The 20,348-nt window shown below is 38.3% G+C and carries 14 protein-coding genes; 5 read left to right on the top strand and 9 right to left on the bottom strand.

Translation table 11 applies throughout. The features are described from left to right. The first annotated feature begins 571 nt into the window (after positions 1–571). Both BC008_RS28815 and BC008_RS28810 read left to right on the top strand, forming a co-directional pair. Positions 572–1,654, top strand: coding sequence for a WD40 repeat domain-containing protein (locus BC008_RS28815; protein ID WP_235595954.1), 1,083 nt, complete (start codon positions 572–574; stop codon positions 1,652–1,654). A gap of 293 nt (positions 1,655–1,947) precedes the next feature. Continuing rightward, positions 1,948–4,113 (top strand): serine/threonine-protein kinase, encoded by a 2,166-nt coding sequence (locus BC008_RS28810; protein ID WP_027845224.1) that lies wholly within the window; start codon positions 1,948–1,950, stop codon positions 4,111–4,113. A 135-nt stretch (positions 4,114–4,248) separates the two neighbouring features. Here BC008_RS28810 and BC008_RS28805 read toward each other — a convergent pair whose 3' ends face one another. Continuing rightward, the gene (locus tag BC008_RS28805; RefSeq protein WP_153009680.1) at positions 4,249–5,595 is read right to left on the bottom strand and encodes a PPC domain-containing protein; all 1,347 of its coding nucleotides are present in this window, start codon (positions 5,593–5,595) and stop codon (positions 4,249–4,251) included. 632 nt (positions 5,596–6,227) lie between these two features. On the opposite strand from BC008_RS28805, the gene BC008_RS28800 reads away from it, so the two are divergent. Continuing rightward, positions 6,228–8,240 carry a serine/threonine-protein kinase gene (locus BC008_RS28800; protein WP_027845617.1) on the top strand — a complete coding sequence of 671 codons (2,013 nt, stop codon included), beginning with the start codon at positions 6,228–6,230 and terminating at the stop codon, positions 8,238–8,240. Positions 8,241–8,255: 15 nt separating this feature from the next. Here BC008_RS28800 and BC008_RS28795 read toward each other — a convergent pair whose 3' ends face one another. The 3 genes from BC008_RS28795 to BC008_RS28785 all read right to left on the bottom strand — a co-directional run bounded on the left by BC008_RS28795 (position 8,256) and on the right by BC008_RS28785 (position 13,745). After that, positions 8,256–11,198, bottom strand: a complete 2,943-nt coding sequence (locus BC008_RS28795) for a chloride channel protein (RefSeq protein ID WP_063800829.1) — start codon at positions 11,196–11,198, stop codon at positions 8,256–8,258. A 212-nt stretch (positions 11,199–11,410) separates the two neighbouring features. After that, on the bottom strand, positions 11,411–12,724 hold the full coding sequence (locus tag BC008_RS28790; protein ID WP_027845618.1) for a TldD/PmbA family protein: 1,314 nt from the start codon (positions 12,722–12,724) through the stop codon (positions 11,411–11,413). A 154-nt stretch (positions 12,725–12,878) separates the two neighbouring features. Further along, a complete protein-coding gene (locus BC008_RS28785) occupies positions 12,879–13,745 on the bottom strand; it encodes a Tab2/Atab2 family RNA-binding protein (protein WP_027845619.1) in 867 nt (288 codons plus the stop codon). A gap of 610 nt (positions 13,746–14,355) precedes the next feature. Between BC008_RS28785 and BC008_RS47710 the strand changes: the two genes are divergently transcribed. Beyond that, positions 14,356–16,044: a protein kinase domain-containing protein gene (locus tag BC008_RS47710; RefSeq protein ID WP_058184110.1), complete on the top strand. Its 1,689-nt coding sequence runs from the start codon at positions 14,356–14,358 to the stop codon at positions 16,042–16,044. Positions 16,045–16,061: 17 nt separating this feature from the next. Here BC008_RS47710 and BC008_RS51630 read toward each other — a convergent pair whose 3' ends face one another. Next, the gene (locus BC008_RS51630) at positions 16,062–16,823 is read right to left on the bottom strand and encodes a toll/interleukin-1 receptor domain-containing protein (RefSeq protein ID WP_058184111.1); all 762 of its coding nucleotides are present in this window, start codon (positions 16,821–16,823) and stop codon (positions 16,062–16,064) included. A 107-nt stretch (positions 16,824–16,930) separates the two neighbouring features. After that, positions 16,931–17,782 carry a GUN4 domain-containing protein gene (locus BC008_RS45850; protein ID WP_063800830.1) on the bottom strand — a complete coding sequence of 284 codons (852 nt, stop codon included), beginning with the start codon at positions 17,780–17,782 and terminating at the stop codon, positions 16,931–16,933. Between the two features lie 63 nt (positions 17,783–17,845). On the opposite strand from BC008_RS45850, the gene BC008_RS28765 reads away from it, so the two are divergent. Beyond that, positions 17,846–18,070, top strand: a complete 225-nt coding sequence (locus BC008_RS28765) for a transposase (protein WP_072207784.1) — start codon at positions 17,846–17,848, stop codon at positions 18,068–18,070. 101 nt (positions 18,071–18,171) lie between these two features. Here BC008_RS28765 and BC008_RS51625 read toward each other — a convergent pair whose 3' ends face one another. From BC008_RS51625 to BC008_RS28750, 3 genes are all read right to left on the bottom strand, one after another. Beyond that, complete coding sequence (locus BC008_RS51625; RefSeq protein ID WP_058184115.1) at positions 18,172–19,467, bottom strand: GUN4 domain-containing protein; 1,296 nt, start codon at positions 19,465–19,467, stop codon at positions 18,172–18,174. A gap of 146 nt (positions 19,468–19,613) precedes the next feature. Continuing rightward, entirely contained in the window at positions 19,614–19,919 is a 306-nt protein-coding gene (locus BC008_RS28755) for a HigA family addiction module antitoxin (RefSeq protein ID WP_027846168.1), read from the bottom strand. A gap of 20 nt (positions 19,920–19,939) precedes the next feature. Continuing rightward, entirely contained in the window at positions 19,940–20,233 is a 294-nt protein-coding gene (locus BC008_RS28750) for a type II toxin-antitoxin system RelE/ParE family toxin (RefSeq protein ID WP_027846167.1), read from the bottom strand. Between the last annotated feature and the right edge of the window lie 115 nt (positions 20,234–20,348).

Here is a 20,348-nt window from a genome sequence, read left to right as displayed (position 1 = left end):
ATATTGGATATAAACGATAGATATTAGCCAACAATATTATACATAGTAATTTTTGTTACTATACCTTACTGTTTAAATCCCCTTATTTGCCTTATATTTGTATATATTTTGGACATTTTTTTTCTGACTGTAAAATAATAACTAAGTAATTAGCTTTTTATATGCTTACACTCTTAAGTCTAAACAATTACTCAGTAATCGCAATAATTACAATTATTTAAAATAACTCTTATAAATATTATAAAATAAGCAACTTATGAGATTGCAGGTATTTTCTAAAAATTTATGAATATGTGATAAAGTTGTCAATTGCGTCTTAGTATTATGTATAATCATAGTATCAAATATACATAGAAATTTAACGTAAACATTGACGCGTAAAACTGTTTTACTCGTCTTCTATTTTTTATGAAGTGTTTACCTTACAATGTTTAAAAATATAGAAATAGTTCCGGAATTATTTCTATTAAGGTAGTACATAATAATGTTTACGGAACAATCGAGTACTAGTGTTTTCTATTGACTATAGTGCTTAGAGTTTGCAGTTAATTTATTTGCAATGTCTGTAAAAATGACCTGCTCAAAAATCAAGCTGTTGACAGGTAATACTTTTTCAAAATTGTTCCTCTGGAAACTAGCCGTTTTAGGTTTTGGAGGAGTGTGGTATTTACCAAGTTCCCCAGCTTTGACAAATTTATCTTCCCGAACTGATAAAGGTCTCGACCTGCTATCGGGAAATGTTTCCCTATCTCAAACCTTAACTGAAAAATCTGGGGCTATCTTGGCATTAGCCATTAGTCCAGATGGTAATAGTATTGCTAGTGTCAGCGAAGAAAAAAACATCAAATTACGGAAACTAGAAACAGGAGAAGAAGTAGTAACCCTCAAAGGACATTCCGATTGGGTAAACTCTCTTGCATTTAGTCCAGATGGTAAATTTCTTGCTTCTGGTAGTGGAGATAAAACTATTAAGATTTGGGATTTGGAAACAGGAAAAGAAGTAAAGACTTTGTCAGGTCATTCAGCATCTGTTGTTTCTGTAAGTTTTAGTCCGGACGGAAAACGAGTAGCTTCTAGTAGTTGGGATCAGACAATTAAAATCTGGAATTTTTCTACTGGTTCGGAAATTCGTACAATGAAGCAGCACTGCGATATCGTTAATTCTGTTTCCTTTAGTCCAGATGGCAAAACTTTAGCTTCAGCCCACCATTTTAACAACAGTATTAAGTTGTGGGATATAGGTACAGGTAAAGAGAAAATGACCCTAAGGGGACATCACGCTCCTGTAACTTCTGTCACTATTAGTGCAGATGGTCGGAAACTAGTCAGCGGTAGTTGGGATAAAACTATTAAAATTTGGGATCTGAAAACAGGAAAAAATATAAACACCCTGTCAGGACATCACAACAAAGTAAATTCTGTTGCAATCAGTTCTGACAACAAAGTTATTGTTAGCGGTAGTTGGGATAAAAGCGTTAAAGTTTGGAATTTGGATACGGGAGAAAATATCCGTACCCTTACAGGTCATCGTCGTAAAGTTTGGTCAGTTGCAATTAAACCTAGCAGTACATTTTCTTTTGAATCTACCGATACTATTGTCAGTGGAAGTTATGACCATACTATAAAGGTTTGGCAAAGCAATCAGGTTAATTAAATGCTCTGCGCGTTAAATGATAAATATTCAGAGTTAGGCCTATTTTTATAGTGATATTTGGGATACGAAAATCTGGTTTTAAAACTGACAAATCGAATTCTAATTTGTGGTTATGTTTGCTGTAGACATAACCTTCCTTATCAAATTACGGCGGGGCATATATGCTGCTTATAATTGCAAACAAAATTACGAATAAATTACAAAGATTATAATTCCCAAAAAGCAACAATATTAACAAGCAAAATTGGAGAAAGAGCTATTATAGTTTTTAGAACATTTACATTAGCTAGATAATGCTGTGCTGCCTAAACCCCGATTGCCCAAATCCCCACAATCCAGACGGGATAAGGTATTGCCAGAGTTGTAGCGCAACACTTAAACCCCTGCTTAGAGGTCATTATCGAATTACTGGAGTACTTTCGGATGAGGGTGGATTTGGTAGAACCTACTTAGCAGAGGATTTAGATAAGCTCAATGAACTTGGTGTAGTCAAACAATTAGCACCAAAAGTTCATGGAACCTGGGCATTAAATAAAGCAATTGAGCTATTTAAACAAGAAGCAAAGCGCCTGCAAGAATTAGGTAGAAATCAAAGAATACCGACATTACTGGCATACTTTGAAGAGGATAATTACTTGTATTTAGTACAAGAATTTGTTGATGGATTAAATCTATTTAAAGAATTGCAGCAACGTTCAAAATATAATGAGATAGAAATAAGAGAACTGTTGCTTGACTTATTACCCGTTCTTAAATTTATTCACGAAAATGGAGTAGTTCATCGCGACCTCAAGCCACAAAATATCATTCGTCGTCAATTCGATAACAAATTAGTATTAATTGATTTTGGCGCTTCAAAGCAACTGACAGCAACAGTACAAACTAAACCCGGAACTACCATTGGTTCTTTCGGATATAGTCCCATAGAACAAATCCAGGGTGGAGAAGTTTGTCCTGCAAGTGATTTCTTCAGCTTAGGTGCAACCTGTTTTCATATGCTTAGTGGAATACCTCCATTTCATTTATGGACTCAACAGGGTTATGGTTGGGTTTCTACATGGCGACAACATGTGAATAGTCCCCTGAGTAATGAATTTGCTCTGGTTATCGAACGTTTATTAAAAAAAGATATTCAAGAACGTTATCAATCAGCAGACGAAGTTATTCGGGATTTAACTCTTACTCCTGGCGCTCCACCACCAACCCAAATACCGTCACAATCGCCAAGTCGTGAAGGGAATACAACAAATACAACAGATCCGAAAGCTTCTTCATCTTCCCTGAGAGTAAACTTATTTTCTAGATTGCGAAGACAAACATCCAAGCAATCTCGTTCGCAAAGAATATCAGCAATAGCCTCTTCGTTAAACTTATCCAAACATGACCTTGAATTAATACTCAAGTGGTTGACTGCTATTGCAATTGTCCTTTTTGGGTTAGTTGGTAGCCAAATTTATGGTTACGTACGTTATGGCTTTTTAGTATCAAATCCAATATTTTTGATCGCCAGTTTTCCGAGTAGTAATTACCTACAAAAAACCCTAAATGGTCATAGTAATTCAGTTGCATCGTTAGCCTATAACCCAAATGGTCAAATTCTAGCTAGTGGAAGTTACGACAATACTATTAAATTATGGAATTTAATAAAAAATAAGGAAATTAGTACTTTTAAAGGTCATTCTGCTTGGGTTGCAACCATTGCAATTACTCCCAATAATAAGAACCTTGTTAGTGGTAGTTATGACAATACGATTAAGCTTTGGAATTTAGTAAATGGACGGCAAATCCGTACTTTTAAAGGACATTCTGATTCTATTGGAACTTTACTTGTAACCAAAGACGGTAAAAATATTATTAGTGGTAGTTTTGACCGCACTATCAAAGTCTGGAATATAGCAAATGGAGAAGAAATTCGTACCTTAAGCGGACACTCATCAAAGGTATCTTCTATTGCTGTGTCCCCTGATAATAAAATATTAGTCAGTGGGAGCGACGATAGAACGATCAAAATTTGGAATTTAGTTACAGGAGAGCTTATCCGTACCCTTGACGGTCATAAAGATAAAGTATCTTCTGTTGCAATTAGTCCCGATGGTAAAACTTTTGTTTCCGGAAGTCACGATCGCACTATCAAATTGTGGAATTTGGCTACAGGAGAAGAAATTCGTACTTTTATTGATGGTTCCAAAAATTCCTCCAAAGCACATTCCAAATGGGTGAACTGTTTGGCTATTAGTCCTGATGGTAATATTCTCGCTAGTGGTAGTGGCGATCGCACAATTAAACTTTGGAGTTTAGTTACGGGAGAAGAAATCGACACCCTTAGAGGACACTCTGGTTACATTACCTCCCTGAGTTTCTCACCTGCAATAGATCGAGAAAACATTCCTTATCAGCAAACCCTTTCTAGTGGGGCTATGGGAGATAACACTATTAAAGTATGGCGGATGTCGCAATAGTGTCGGTAATTGGTAATGGGTAATGGGTAATGGGTAATGGGTGATTGTTATTTTTTCGCATCACCAATTAATCGTTATTGATAACTGTTAACTGTTAACTGTAGCCCGTAAGGGCGTAGCGTTAGCCATAAACTGTTAAAAAATCGTCAGTCTGTAAGCTCCTGCTTGTCCTGGAGAAACTGAAGTTACGACAACGTAATAAGTTCCATCTTCTGGTAACTTGGCTCGATCTATTAGAGCACTAAATTTTCCATCCCTATCATTATTCGTTGCAACGATTTTTCCTTGGGAGTCAAGCAATACTACGTAAGGAGAAAATTCTTCAAAGGTGCTATCTACACGAACACTAACAAGCTGACCTTTCTCACCTTCAAACCGAGAAACATTGTAAGGGCTACGATTTCTTCTTAAAATTGGACCGGTAGCACTTAAGTTATCTTTCTCATCAACAGTATAACTAGCTCTATCGTTTCTTAGCGCTAAACTGTAACGACCCGTATCTCCTGGATTACGAGTAGTTACACCAACGACGTAAGTACCATCAGCTGGTAGCCGAACAAATTCAAAAGCATCTCTTGAACCGGGACCAATTCCACCACCTCGTCTCAAAATTACGTTACCATCAGGGTCAAGCAAATACATTAGTGGTTGCATGCTTAAATTACTAGACCTACGTCGATCTCCACTACCAAGCAACCTAATTTGAATCAGTTGATTTTCTCTACCCTCGAACTGGTAAAAATGGAAGTGTCTGCCATTATGTTCATAGTCACCTGGAGCTAAAACTCCTAAAGCAATATCTACATAATTAAGCTGGCGGTAATTAATCTCCTCAGAAAGAACAAGAGGCGAGATTCTCGGATTTTCACGAGGTATTTGAGGTTGGACATTTGGTTGTTGCTTCCTGGGTTGTGTTCTGACCGGGCGTCTTGGTGCTCCAGGTGTAGGACGACGAGTGGGTGTTGCTGTTCCAGTTCCAGGTGCAGGGCGTCTTGGTGTCCTAGGTGTTGGTGTCCTGGGTGTTGGTGTCCTGGGTGTTGGTGTCCTAGGTGCAGCTGTTCCAGGTGCTGGTACTGGAGAAGTAGGTTCTATGGTATTCGATGATGGTGGAGGGTTTGTTGCTGGAGGGTTTGTTGCTGGAGGGTTTGTTGCTGGAGGGCTTGTTGGTGTAGTTTCTTCTGGGGCTTGTGAAGGCTGTTGTGGCGTTTCAGATGTTTGTGGTGGATTGATTACAGGTATTTCTTCTATACCTTGTTGTACTATTTCCGGTCTCTCATCAGGTGTTTTAGCTATAAGTAAGGTGTTTTTATCATCTAATATTTCTACCATTAAAGCGTTTACAGGTAGAGAATAACTAGCAAGTAAAAAGCTACTAAACAAAGAAATAACGAATCTAAACTTAAATCTAAACTCTAAAAACCTAAAATCAAAAAACTTCAAATCAAATTTACGACAATATTCTTTGTCACTTTTTAAATTCATATTTTTACTTGATTTTACTTATGAATATGAACCTTATGAATATGGCACATTGCAATAACTTATTACATTTTTATTTAGAGAATATTTGATAAATATCCTTCAAACTAATTAAGACTTTTTAGGAGTTTTATCCCTTTTAAAAAGGATTTTATATTTTAGATGAAGCTAACGACAACCTGGTCTAATTTATTAATTTTCAAACATTCTCCAAATTTAGTTTTTTTATATTACATTGGATATTACCAAAAACATCAGTTTATTTTTTTAACTGCTAATCATAGCAATTATAATTGTGACTTGGTGTCAGCAAATGACAGTATGTCAGATTTGGGATTGTCACACTAAGTACCGAAGAGTAGAGAGTTACTCCAATTTCTTCACCCAGAGATATAGAAATATAGTAATTTTTACAACTATCGGATGATACGGACTACTTGGAATAATTATTAATGTATGATTTAGAATTGTGATTAAACTTTACAGGTAAATCTTATAATTGAAACTTGCCCTAATTTCGCCTATGCTATAGCTGTGTCTTTTTCTTTTATAAAAAGAAATAGGTTGAGCATTTCGATCGCAACAAATCTCTGATACGAATTAACTTATACTCGAAACACGGATGGATTCCCAGTATGATCTGCTGCCTGAATCCCGATTGCCAAAACCCAATGAACCCGGATGGGAATCAATGTTGCCAAAATTGTCAGACACCATTGATACCTTTGCTCAGAGGTCGCTATCGGATTGTAAAACGGCTTTCTGTTGAAGGTGGGTTTAGTATCACCTATCTGGCAGAAGATATAGACAAATTAAACGAGCAGTGCGTTGTTAAACAGCTTGCACCAAAAGTCCAGAATCAATCAACTTTAAAAAAAGCGGTAAAACTTTTTAAGGAAGAAGCTCAGCGTCTGCAAGAGTTGGGAGAACACCCACAGATACCCAATTTGTTGGCTTATTTTGAGCAAGATGGTTATTTATATTTAGTACAACAGTTTATTAAGGGAAACAACTTACTACAACGCATGCAAGAGAATGGAAGGTTTAGAGAACCTGAAATTCGCAAGCTGTTATTGGATTTATTACCTGTTCTGAAATTTATTCACGAGAAAGGAGTAATTCACAGAGATATTAAGCCACAAAATGTTATTATCCGCGAGAATGATGGGAAGCATGTGTTGATCGACTTTGGTGCTTCTAAGCTTTTAACAACGACTGTCAAGAATAAAGGGACAAGTATTGGTTCCCATGGTTATACTCCTGTCGAGCAAATGCAAGACGGAAAAGCTTATCCTGCTAGCGATCTATTCAGTTTGGGTGCAAGTTGCTTTTTTCTGCTAACAGGTGTTTCTCCATCCAAGCAATGGATGGAAAAGGGTTATGCTTGGATTACAACCTGGCGAAAACACTTTAATGGTTCCAATGGACAAGGGATTCCCATCTCGATGGAATTGGGCGAAGTAATTGACAAATTACTCAAAGTAGATATTAAAGAACGTTATCAATCCGCGGATCGAGTTCTTAAAGATTTAGTACCTCAACAAGTATCAGCTTCAGTTGCGACAACATTACTTAGCTCCGTACCGAGAAACTCAAATGAAGCAACAGTACAGGTACAGAAAAAACTTAAAAAGCGATGGTTGGTTAATGGTGGATTGATTTTATTAACTTTGGGTGGAGGAGTTTTTTGGTTTTTCAATCCACCACAAATTCCTTTAATACCACCTGGATTATTTGTTAACAACTCTTCGGTATTTACATTAGTAGGACATGCAAGTGATGTAAATGCGGTTAACTTTTCTCCCCAGGGAGATAAACTTGCTAGTGGTAGTGATGATAAGACTATCAAAGTTTGGGATGTAGCCAACAGGGAAATAATTCGGACTATTGAGGGTCATTCTGGATGGATTTGGGATGTGGCTTTTAGCCCAGATGGTAAAATTCTTGCCAGTAGTGGTAACGATAAAACCATTAAACTTTGGGATTTATCAACTGGTAAAGAAATTCGTACGCTCAAAGGACATTTACAGGGAGTCATCTCCGTTGCTTTTAGTAAAGATGGTACAACTTTAGCTTCCAGTAGTGTCGATAGCACCATCAAACTATGGAATGTGGCTACAGGGGAGGAAATCCGAACATTGAAGGGACATTCTGCAGCAGTAAATTCTGTGGATTTTTCTCCCGATGGTTTTACTTTAGCTTCTGGTAGTTGGGACAAAAGCATAAAATTATGGAATGTGGAGACGGGAGAGAAAATTCGCACATTTAAAGCACATAAAGATAAAGTATTTTCTGTTGCTTTTGCTCCTGATGGAAAAACATTAGCTTCCGCAAGTAGAGATAAAACGGTGAAAGTATGGAATTTAGCTGCCGGAAAAGTAAGTAATACTCTCCAAGGACATACAGATAAAGTAAATTCAGTTGCTTACATACCTGGTAAAACTGACAGCCAATCTGAAGAAGATCAAATACTTGTTAGTGGTAGCAATGATAATACTATTAAATTGTGGGATGTAAAAACTGGAAAACTAATTAATACCCTCAAAAAAGATGTCGGTTACATATACTCTGTAGCCACCAGTAAAGATGGGAAAAAAATTGCTGGTGGTGGTAGCGCCGAAAATATTGTGAAAATTTGGCAACTTTAGTTGGGGGTTGGGAAATCAGTTCTTCTCTTCTGAATCCTGACTTCTTCCTCTTCCAACTTTTACGCCAAATTTCGTTGACCTCTGCTGTAAATATGCAGTCTGTCCTGATTTCTGACTACTACCGTTCTTTAATAACCTAACCTGTTGTGATTTCAAACTTTTGGTAGCAGGTAAAGATGCGGTTTGTCGTGACTCCTGACTCATACTTGTTATTGATGAGGTTGTCTGTTCTGAATTTTGGCTTTTTGTTTCTACCTCACCAAAATGTAATTCTCTATCATTAATCGTTCCCCGAACCAGAATCACTGTACTATCAACATTAAGAGCAATTGTATCAGGAATATTTTGTTTGATAGATAGCATTCCTTCCTGAGAAGCGCCAACTACCACAACATCATAATGTTTTTTGTTCGCCAGTTCGATAATACCTGCAGGTACAGATTTTGCTTTTATCGGTGCAGCAATTACCTCACTTGAAGATTCTCGAGTTTTAACTAAATCACGAACTGTTTCTTCCAAGGGTTTCATATCTGGTTTATCTTCAGATGGTTTAACAACGCGAGTTAAACAAATTTTCGGTTTTTTGGCTAGAGTTACCAATGCTGGTAATAAATCTATTCCTGCTTTTGCATTCAGACCACCTGCTGTAGGAATCAGCCAACTTTGGAAAGAAGGACTTACAGGGAAGGAATCAAATTCAGTTGATAAAATAGACTTAAGTTTGGTGTTATTTTTATTGGCTGGCTTGACAACAATAACTTCGCAGGTTGCTTTGCGAATAATCCTATCGACGGTATTTCCAAAAATCTTACCGGGGGTACTTGTATTTCCCTTCCATCCCATTAGTAGTAGGTCAATGTGACGTTCTTGGATCGCTTCTAAAATTGTTTGGGCGACATTATTCGCAACCCGAATTTGAGTGTGTACGGGAATTTTATAATTTAGGGTGTTTTTAGCTAAATTTTGTGCTTTTTCGATGAACTCGCCAATTGTTGTATCCTCTATTTCCGTCTCAGATGGAAGATGACCAGGAGGGACAATTATTATTTGCAAATACTCTATCTCGTAATTTTTCTCACGAGCAATAGCAGTTGCTATTTTCACTAAGGTGTTAGCAGTTTCAGGATTTGCGATCGGTACCAACAATCTACCCGTACCAATACTGGGTGATTGAGTTTGATATACCACGTATGATGGTTCTTCTTGGGATTTGATATTTTCTGGCTCACCGTTGAAATGCTTGGCGGTTGCCCGAATAATATCAGTACGGGTAATAATTCCTACTAATCTTTTACACTCTAATACTGGTAAGCGAGTAATTTCATAGCGATCTAATATACACAAAACACTACTAAGATTTTGGGTAGGAGTTACTGTAATTGGCTTAGAAGTCATGATTTCCCTGACAGTCGCATTCTCGTTACGGAGACGGGTCGAATCTGTTTTGTGTATATCTATTTGTGTAATTACTCCTACTAATTTCCCAGATTCCAAAACAGGAAAACCCCGATACGGAGAATTGGAAAATCTTTGAAAAGCTTCCCCATAGCTCATGTCAGCATCCAGGGTCTCTACTGGGTAGTGCATGACATCTTCAACTGTTAACTTGCTTAAAACATTTTCTGTAGAATTTTGCTTTTGGATTTTGGAACCTTTCAATTGCAAAAGCTTATCGTTTAAAGAACCAGGAGCTATTTTATCTGCGATAATATAGGATATTACCGAACCAATCATCAAAGGTAAGACCAAGTTAAAATCTCCGGTCATTTCAAAGATAATTACAATCGCTGTAATTGGTACTTTAGAAAAACCACTAAAAAATGCTCCCATTCCCGCTAAAGCATAAGTGGTTGGGGATATACTTGGTATTAATAATTCTGCAATTCTACCAATTCCATAACCGAGACTAGAACCTAGGATCAAGCTCGGACCAAATAAACCAGCAGGTGCACCGGAACCAAAGGCTATAGAAGTTAGGCAAAAATGAGTGACAAAAACAGCCGCAGCTTTAAAGATACTTAATTCACCTGTGGTCATGAATTCCCGTAAACCAGCATTATTCCGAAAATGTTCTGGGAGGAACGCAATAACAATTCCACAAATTAATCCAACTAAAGCAACTCGCCACGACAGACTAATTTTGAACCTTTTATGTACATTGATGCTAAATAAGAGAGAGTGATGGAATAAAGCAGCAAATATTCCAGCAAGTAACCCTAAAAGTAAATAAAAGGGAATTTCGGGAAGGGAAAAACTACTACTGTATTGTGTAAATTCGATATTTAAATCCAGGTTGTTACCACCCAACAGACGAGAGACAACCCCACCAATAAAAGAAGCTATGATGGCGGTACCCAGAGTTAATCCTGATAAATCATGAAGTAACTCTTCAATTACGAACAATACACCAGAGATAGGTGCATTAAATGCAGCTGCTAACCCTGCAGCTGCACCTGCTGTAATCATTTGACGTCTGCGAACTGGAGAATTTGGAAACCAACGACTTAAACCTCCAGCCAAAGAAGCACCTACATGGACCGTAGGTGCTTGTCGTCCCATTGTAATTCCAGATCCAATAGTGATAATAGAAGCAAATAATTTTACAAATGCAACTCGCCAGGAAAGCCTGGTTTTAATGCAAATAAGAGATGCTTTTATTCGAGGAATACCACCCCCTACAGCCTCTGGAGCGAACTTCTCAACCATCCAGCCAGCAAAGAATCCAAGAGAAATACCGATGAGTGGTAAGACTAGCCATGGAGGAAGATCGGAGGCTGCTCTAACGCGTATGGTCCCGAGCCATCCCGAACCATTTTTGAGAAAAACTGCAGATAAGGCAGCAAAGATACCAATAACAGACGCTTCTGTATATGCAGCAAAGCTACGAGTACCTAAGGGAAGACCTCTTCTGGATTTCCAATGGCGAGAAAACCACTGAATCATCATAGGAGGAAACATAATAATCGTTTTATTTGTTAGTATTGACGCAGCTTTAACGTTGCAGGTTATAAGATTAACTATAACGCTTTTCCAGAGCACTTTTTCGATATTTCTCTGATTGAATAAAAAGAATCAATCTAAAATAGGGGGATTAGTTTATTAAATAGCTAGCCAACCCCCAAGTTAGTTATGTATATTACCAACAGACCTACCATACTACGACAAAGGCTTTAGTGATTCTTTGTGGTGATAGATAAACCATCGACGATCAAGGATGGAGTGTAACAAGAACCATTCCAATCGGCGTCTCCCCCTAATTTTACAACTTGTTTTAGGGCTGTATATATATTTCCAGATACCATAGTATCTTTGACTCGCCCAATAATTTCACCGTTACGTACTTGGTATCCCAAGTCAACATTAATGGCAAAATCGCCGGAAATCCCCCCACCACCACCTAGCATTTGATCGACAATCAAGCCATTATCCATGTATGAGATTAAATCTTCAAGAGATAACGACCCCGGTTGAATTAGGAAATTAAATAAACCCGGAGAAGGATAGCTGCCCAAACCTGGGCGAAAACCGTTACCCGTTGTACCGGTACCTAAATTATTTCCTGTGATGCGATCGCAATAGAAATCTTTTAATACTCCATCCCGAATAAACACGCGATCTTGGGTGGGATGACCTTCATCATCAAAAGGACAGCTATAAGGACCAGCTTGAGGATCTTGGAAAACAGTTAAGGTATTAGAAATCACCTGCTGACCGATACGTTCAGCCCAGGGAGAAGCATTTTCTAAAACCCTTTTACCATTTAAGGCTGCTTGTATGGTTCCCCATAGCATATCAGCAGCTTTGGAAGTAAACAGAACAGGAAATTTACCATTGGTAGCTTGAGTATTTTCCTTCGCCCAAGATAAACGCTGAAGAATTTGCTGTGCTACTCGTTCGGGATTTAATTGATTCCGTTCGGTTTGACCATCAGAAACGCTTAAAAAATCATCACCTCGTACCCATTCAGCTGAAAGGAAACAACTGAGGGTAGTGTCAGTATAGTGGCAATCTAAACCTTGGGTATTAATGAGTCTGGTATTTTCTGTATCACATTCCCAATCACCAGTGCAAACAACTTCTGGATAGGTCTGGCGAACCAGAGAAATTGTTTTTTTGCCCCACTCCACCATTTTTTCTACAGGAATTTTTTTACCCAAGTCAGGATAAGCAGGTTGGGAGTTGCTGACTAATTGAATTGTTTCTGGTTGGTTAAGTTTACTGGAAGCGATCGCCCTTTGTACCATTGCTTGTGACTCGACAGTTCCATAAGCCACCGTCAGTCCAGGGCGTCCATTGCACCACAACCGCAGTGCAGTTCCTTCAGATTGACTGGTTTCTACTTGTTTGAGACGATTAGCCTCAAAAAATATCGGTTTTGAAAGCGATTTCGACTGATATACTTCAGCTACTTCTGCCCCAGATTTTAAGGCTAATTCTAGTAATTCCTCTGCTAGGGTATCTTGTAAAAAATTTTCAGAAGGCATGATTTCAAGTGGCTGTACGATTGAGAATTGGGCATTGTGACGCTCCATCTTTAGGGATCGAGTAAAAGTTAGTATCAAAACAAAGACTTTAGAAAAAACCCCCTTCGTTATTCAACACCTTACTCATTTCCTATTCCCTATTCCCCAAATAAATTTACGGTAGATTGACTTCTTGTAACAGCCAAAAACCAGCAAAAGATTCAGAATTAGGATCGGACTGTACCCCAAGAAAGTGAATACCATTAGCTTTTTGTTTCGCTTCTTCAAAACGTGAAGCTTCTGCTTTGATTTTTGGATTGCCCAAATTTGCCAAAATCCAGCTTTCGGTTGCACCGGTTTCCAACAACAATTTTTCACCTTGGGGACTGCTATAAAATTTCAACCAAGCCATTTCTAAACCGGACATCCAGCCCGCCAGAGGTAAAGCTCTTTGTGAAAATATTAAAACTCCAGGAATTTGAGTGTCTGGGGATATTCCTCCCATTTCTAGAGGAAAAGCTTCACCAAAATCAATATCCCACTCTGGCATATCATTGAAATCGGCAGCTGATAAGTTTACAAATCCCCATTGTTGACCTTCTAAAGCATCTGGTAAGCGTTGCGCTAAAGGAGCATCCAAACGTACCGAAGGATTAGTACCAGCTTTATAACCCTCTTCTTGGGGATATACTTCTTCCATTCGTTGTTGCAGCCATTGGTTGAGTAACAGAGTACGTCGGCTGGGTAGTGCTGGGATGCCAACATCTTTACAGGCTTTAGTAATCATATTGTTCATTTGACGGCGGAAAAAGCGGATTTTCACTGGCGTATTATCAGCTTTCTCAATTGCTTCTTCTAACGCCGTCCGTAGCCATACAGAATTTACTGTCTTACTAGAACAGTATTTGGCGTATCGAAATAAAGAATCAGTATTTGTGCGGATATCCAGAGGACTCTCGCAAATTAATACTTCCCAAACTTTTTTTTGATCCTCATCCAAAATTGGACGGGAATAGTAATCCAGTTCCCAGATGCTGCCCATGTTAAGCTGTTAAAACTTGGTTTCCTTTGTCATATTTTCATGATACGAGTGTATGGGCATTTGGGCGATTGGGGATTGGGGATTAGGGATTGGGGATTAGGGATTGGGGATTAGGGATTGGGGATTGGGGATTGGGGATTGGGAATTAGTGGGATTGGTAATTGGTAATAAGAATAAGTAATAATCGATTTTTGTTTTCTTAAGAGTTGAGAGATATGGCGCTATGTGCAAGTGAAAAGTAAAAAGTCAAAANGTAGCGAAGCTATAGCGTGACGTTAGTCAGAGGCTTCGCCGACGCCGTAGGCTCTAACCTTCTGGGTCCTGGAAGGACGGGGCTTGCATCCTTTCGGGGTCGGTTAGCGTAGCGTTGCGTCAGCAATGCTTGATGGAAGATTTTTTGGCTACGCCAGCACTGCGTTTATGGAAAACGCGCTTATTGACATCTTCCGTCTTCCTTCTTCCTTCCGACGAAGTCGGTCAAAATTATTAAACAGGGTTTGAAAATGTGTAGGTTAAGAGTATTAATTAAACAATAAAAACTGGTTAATGGCTCACCCCCAATCGCCAGTCCCCCAGTCGCCAGTCCCCAGTCGCCAACCCCCTACCCACAATGATTCTGTGCATAAATCCTAAATGTCAAAATCCCCAAAATCCTGACAATACAATATTTTGTCAGAGTTGTGGTTCGGAGTTATTGCTACAAGGACGCTATCGAGTCCACCGTGAATTAGGAGGTGGTGGTTTTGGTAAAACCTATGAGTTAATTAACAGAACTGGTGAAGCTAAAGTTCTTAAAATACTGATAAATCATCATCCTAAAGCTATAGAACTGTTTCAACGGGAAGCTGAAGTACTGAAAATTTTAAACCATTCCGGCATACCTAAAGTCGAAGCTGATGGCTATTTTGTTTATTTCCCCAAAAGCCAAGAACAACTGCATTGTCTGGTAATGGAGAAAATTGAAGGTTTAGATTTATACGAATACATCAAACAACGAGATAATCGACCAATTGAACAACAATTAGCTGTTGAGTGGTTAAAAGAATTAACAGTTATTTTGCAGCAAGTACATAGCCAAAAATTTTTTCATCGGGATATAAAACCACCCAATATTATGTTGCGCTCCAATGGTGGTTTAGCGTTAATTGATTTTGGTACGGTGCGACAGGTGACGGGAACCTATGTTGCAAAACAAGCGATCGGGGAAGTTACTGGTGTGATTTCAAAAGGGTATACCCCACCAGAACAAATTAATGGTCAAGCCATGCAGCAATCAGATTTTTTTGCTTTGGGGCGAACATTTGTTTATTTGCTCACAGCTAAAGACCCGAACCAATTTTACGATCCACAAACTGACGAATTGAAATGGCGCGATGCTGTACCTGGAGTGTCACCAAAGTTTGCAGATTTTCTCGATCGCATGATGACACGCTTACCCAGTCAGCGTCCAGCAAATACTATTGAAATTTTACAAGAATTGACATTGATTGGAGGAGATACAAATTTATCGTCTGTTGCTTACAAAATATCTGAAACCCCAAGCAGCACTGCATCAAAAATACTTCCAAGTCAAGCACAGTTAACAAAGTCACAAAATACAAAGTCACAAAATACAAACTTACAAAATATAAACTCACAAAACACATTAGTCTCAGCAAACAGCGATAATCGCTTTTTATATAAATGGGTTTTAGGAAGTTTTCTAGGTATAGGTGCGGGTTTATTTGGGCGATCGCTGTTTAGTTCGGCAATTTTTATGGTTTGGGGGTCGAATATAGGTTTTCGATATGCGATTTTAAGTGCTGTTATTACTTGGCTCCCTGTAGAAAGCGTGCAGTGGTTGGTATTATCGCAGCGTTTGGGCTGGCGGGTTTCTTTCCTGCTAGAGATAGGTTTTGGTCTTCTTTGTGGCTTACTTGTAGGAACTTTTATCGGTACAATTTTGTTTGGTTTAATGGGTCAAATGGTATTTGCTTTGCTGGGAGCAATTGCAGGAAGTGCTATTTCCAAATGGTTAATTCTTCACCAACAAGTCAAAAATAGTTTTTGGTGGTTAATCGCAAATATTGTATTTATTCCTTTTAGCCTGATAATAAGTGGAATTTTTGGTTTAATTGCAAATGTTGTTTTAAAAATTTTAAACTCTAGCTTTGATTTAGACTTGAGTTCGGCGTTAAGATTCAATCTTAGTTTTGCAACAGCTATGGCTATTGGTATTACCTTTTACAGCATAATTGCCGGAATAGTTTTGAAGTGGTTATCGAGAAATTCTGCTTCTAAGGTAATTGGTAATGGGTAATTGGTAATTGGTTATTATCACTGTGGTCTTTTCCCAGTAATACCCCATTCCAAATTATCTAATGCTTCTTTCTCATTAATGCTTTGAGAAAACTTTACCCAACTAAATTCTTGAAGGAATACCAGATTTTCTGGAATTTTATTTACACCTGGAAGTAGTACGGGAATTACGGGAATATCTGCTTCTACACATCGATTAATAAAGGATCTTAATTCCAATTTTTGCCATTTTCCTACAGCATTCACACCAATAAAAATTGCTGCAGATTTAACATTGGGAATTGCTTCTTGAATCACATATTGAAACCATCTTCCCGGCGGAATTTGCTCTTTATCTAACCAATATTTAATACCACGCTGTCTGAGTTCTGTTGCAACAGCTTCTACTTGGGGTTTATCTGAACTATTGTGAGCAAGAAATACATCAAAATCTGAACTCTCAGGTGATGAAGATATATGTTTGGGATTTGCGGTGACAGGTGTGGGATTTGTATTCGGTCTACTCCGCATTTGTTCGTCAAAGCTTTTCAACTTTGGATTACCAGGATTAGCAGAACGCGCAGCAGTAAGAAGCTCTTCGATTCTCCCTTGAGCTTGAGCCCATTTAATCAGTTTAAATACAACTTCAGAATAGTTCCCACCTGTGGCAATATAATTTAAGTTTTCGTCTAACTCGAAGTTTACCATTTGCTCAAGATCTGCTTCAGAAGGAAATGCACTCAAAAGTGCATCGTGAAATTGTTTGCGAGTTTTACCATCTAGCTCTATGTCTGGTTGCATTACTGCTATTTAATTGCTGTTTAATGAGTAAATTATATGATTTGGAGTTAAATTTGAATTGATAGCAAGTAGATTACTTCGTTTTGTTGCGAATGTCATTTTATGCTTTACTTCTTTCTGTTACAAGCCGCTATTCTGTCTGTAAACAAAGAGAATCTTGGTATCGCATCTTCTTTGTAGCTGAGTGGGTGTAAGAAAAATAAATTAAACTGTAATGGAAGATAATCAGTACTCATAGGTAAATACTTCATTGGTAGATGACCTGGTGACTGTTTCAAGTTGAATTGATGATAGATATAATTCAACCAATTATCCTTAATTCGCCACCCTAATTGATCGCCAAATTTACACCAAGTTTCATAATTAGCATTAGAATTTCCACCAAGACTTTCCCAAATTCGCTTCTGAACACTAAAACCGAAGCGTCCACCACTATACTTAAGCCAAAGTCTATCAATTGTACATAAGTCAGTGCAGGGAAAATTCTGAATAGATTCGATATCAAGCCAAGCTTCTTTTTCTCGAACAGTTGCTTGAAGCATAACTGCTTGAGTTTCTTTGTCAGCTTCTTTCCATTTCCCAGCTTTAAGTAAATATTGTAAATGGATGTAGTTTATTCCCTGCTCGGAACTTAGATTGTCCTCTTCCTGTTTGGGTCTTTGAGTATTTGCAAACTTCTTCCCCCATATTTGTTGTGCAAAACCTTGTAACTTTGGGTTACCTGGATTTGACGAACGCGCAGCATCTAACAGATTTTCCACTTTTCCCCGAGCTTCAGACCATTCAATCAGTTTAAATACAACTTCAGAGTAGCTTCCACCTGTTGCAATAGTATCTAAATTTTCATTTAACTCAAAGCTGACCATTTGTTCTAGGTTTGCTTTAGAAGGAAATGCGCTCAAAAGTGCATCGTGGAACTGCTTGCGACTTTTTCCATCTAGCTGTATGTCTCGTTGCATTGCTGCTGCTTAAGGGATTTCCAAAAATAATGTATATCATTATTCATTCTTTGGAAATTCTTAATGCCTCGTTCTCCCCGAAATCTTCAATCAGGATATTCCTATCACGTTACAACCCGTTGCAATAACCGCGAATTTCGACTCACCCGCTTAGAATGTCGAGAAGTGCTTCTCTACGCAATTAAAAAAGCACAGCAAAAATATGGGTTTAAACTTTATGCTCTTTGTATCATGAGCAATCATGTACACTCGCTGCTTGAACCTGCACAACCGGAAGATTTACCATAATTCTAATCCCCGGTGCCAGGTATCGGAAACCCAGAACCCTCAAGGCTTCGTGGGAAATGAGTTGTTTGCAAATCTTAATAAAACTCTGTAAGCCCTATATGTTAAATTTTACAAGCCGAGACGCGAGAGAAATCCACCAAACGACAAGCCGCACGTCTCCCCACCCCTTCCCMCCACCACTCCCACCACCTCCCCAATGATAAACATGGGAGATGTCCCTCTGGGGCATTCAAGGTAAATGTAATATCTTTGTAGTCTAGCCAGCTATCATTCCTTCGCCAGCCCACAGCATCACCCAAGGCTTTCTCCGTTTCATAATCGACTTTTCCACCAAACTTTAGCCAAATACGCTTTTGTACGCTAAAGCCAAAGTGTCCATTGCTGTATTTTACCCAAAGTTGGTCAATTGTGCGCAAGTCTGTGCAAGGAAAGTTTTCGATGGAGTCGTAATCTAAGTAGCCCTGTTTTTCTCTGTCAGCAGCTTTCAGCATAACTTTGAGAGTTTCCTCATCTGCTGCTTTCCAATTCTGTGCTTTGAGGTAATCTCGTAATCGGGTGTAATCAACTCCTTTCTCTGAACTAAGGTCATCTTCTGGTGGGGTATTTACAGGTGGTTGATTACTTGAATTTTTTCCACTAATCGCTTGAATTAATTTTCCTATTGGGTCAGAATCTCTAGGTGAGCGAAAATCTACCCGTTGGTTTCTCCAAATCCAATTTACATCTTGTGAGTGGAAAGTTTGAATGCTTTCTTTGGTTGCTGTACTCAGAAGTACGGGAATTACTTTAATTCCATCGAAAAAAATACCATCACAATATTCAATTTCTTTTCTTTGATATTGTCCCAAACCATAACCACCGACAAAAATCACAACATATCTACTGTTCCGAATTGCACGAGCTATGCTTTGTCTCCATAGCTCACCACCACTTAAATATTCATCTAAAAAACATTGAAATCCCTGCTGTTGCAAAGCTTCTCTTACTTTTCTTATTTCATCCTTGTCCTGACTGTTGTGACAAAGAAAAATATCAAACTGCTGTGAAGTATTTATTGTCTGCTCAAGTGGTTCTTTCCTGATAGGGGGTTGTTCCACAACCAATTGTGTCTGATTAAGTCTTTGGCAAAATGGTTTTAACTTCAAATTATTTGGTCTACCAACTTCTGGTTCGCATGCTGCAATTAAAAGTTCTTCTACTTTTCCATTAGCTTCAGCCCACTGGATCAATTTAAAGATAACTTGCGCGTGGCTTTGACCTGTTACAATTTCATTTAAATTCTTATTTAATGCACAAAAATAAAGCATCATTTCCAAGTCTGTTGGACTAGGAAAGGCATTTAGAAGTGCTTGATATAAGTTGTAGCGTTCTTCTGGCTTTAGCTGATCCAGGGGCATTTTAATCAGTTATGCAATTCATCTACATATAAATATTCTTACAAGTTTACAAAAATAATTTCTTAAAGAATTTTCTGTATTGAGAAATTTTAATAGATCCTCATATAAAAACAAGTTTGTTTCTGACTTGCGCGTAGCGCCATACTTCACCCTGTGGGTCTGAATTGGGAAATAGTTTTTAGTTCCTCTTCTTCTTCTTTGAGGACGTGGTAGAGTTCCCAAGCTTGTTGTAAATTCAACCAAAACTCCGAACTATTTCCAAAAAACTTCGATAACCGTACTGCTGTACTTGGTGTAATACCTCGCTTTTGGTTTACAAGCTCATTTATTCGCTGATACGGGACATGAAGTGCATCTGCAAGTTGTCGTTGGGTTACTCCCATCGGCTCGAGAAAATCTTTAAGTAGTATTTCACCTGGATGTGATGGGGGTCTATACTTGGGAATTTTCATATGTTGTTATTTATTGTTTACTAATGATAATCAACTATTTCAACTTCTGATGCACCTTGAAGTGTCCATATAAAGCAAATTCGATATTGATCGTTAATTCTAATACTATGCTGACCTTTACGTTCGCCTTTTAGTGCTTCTAACCTATTACCCGGTGGAACTTTAATGTCATCTAAAGATAATGCTGCATTTAGTTGATCTAATTTTCTGCGTGCAACTTCCCAACAGAATATGGGACATTGTTTTCGAGCTTGCTTTGAGTCATTACCATCAAAGATATCTTCAGTTCCTTTATTCTTAAATGATACTATCATAATTAGCATGATAACCGTGCTATCATGCTACCAGAATTCATACTTAGGGCTTGCTGAATAAATACAAAAAGGTGATGGTTAATACATTATCAGACCCAAGGAATATATTCAGATG

The sequence above is a fragment of the Mastigocoleus testarum BC008 genome (genome assembly GCF_001456025.1).
In the GTDB taxonomy this organism is placed as follows: Bacteria; Cyanobacteriota; Cyanobacteriia; order Cyanobacteriales; family Nostocaceae; genus Mastigocoleus; species Mastigocoleus testarum.
The sequence above is the reverse complement of the archived record's forward strand: the minus strand, read 5'-3'. Positions and strand labels throughout refer to the sequence as shown.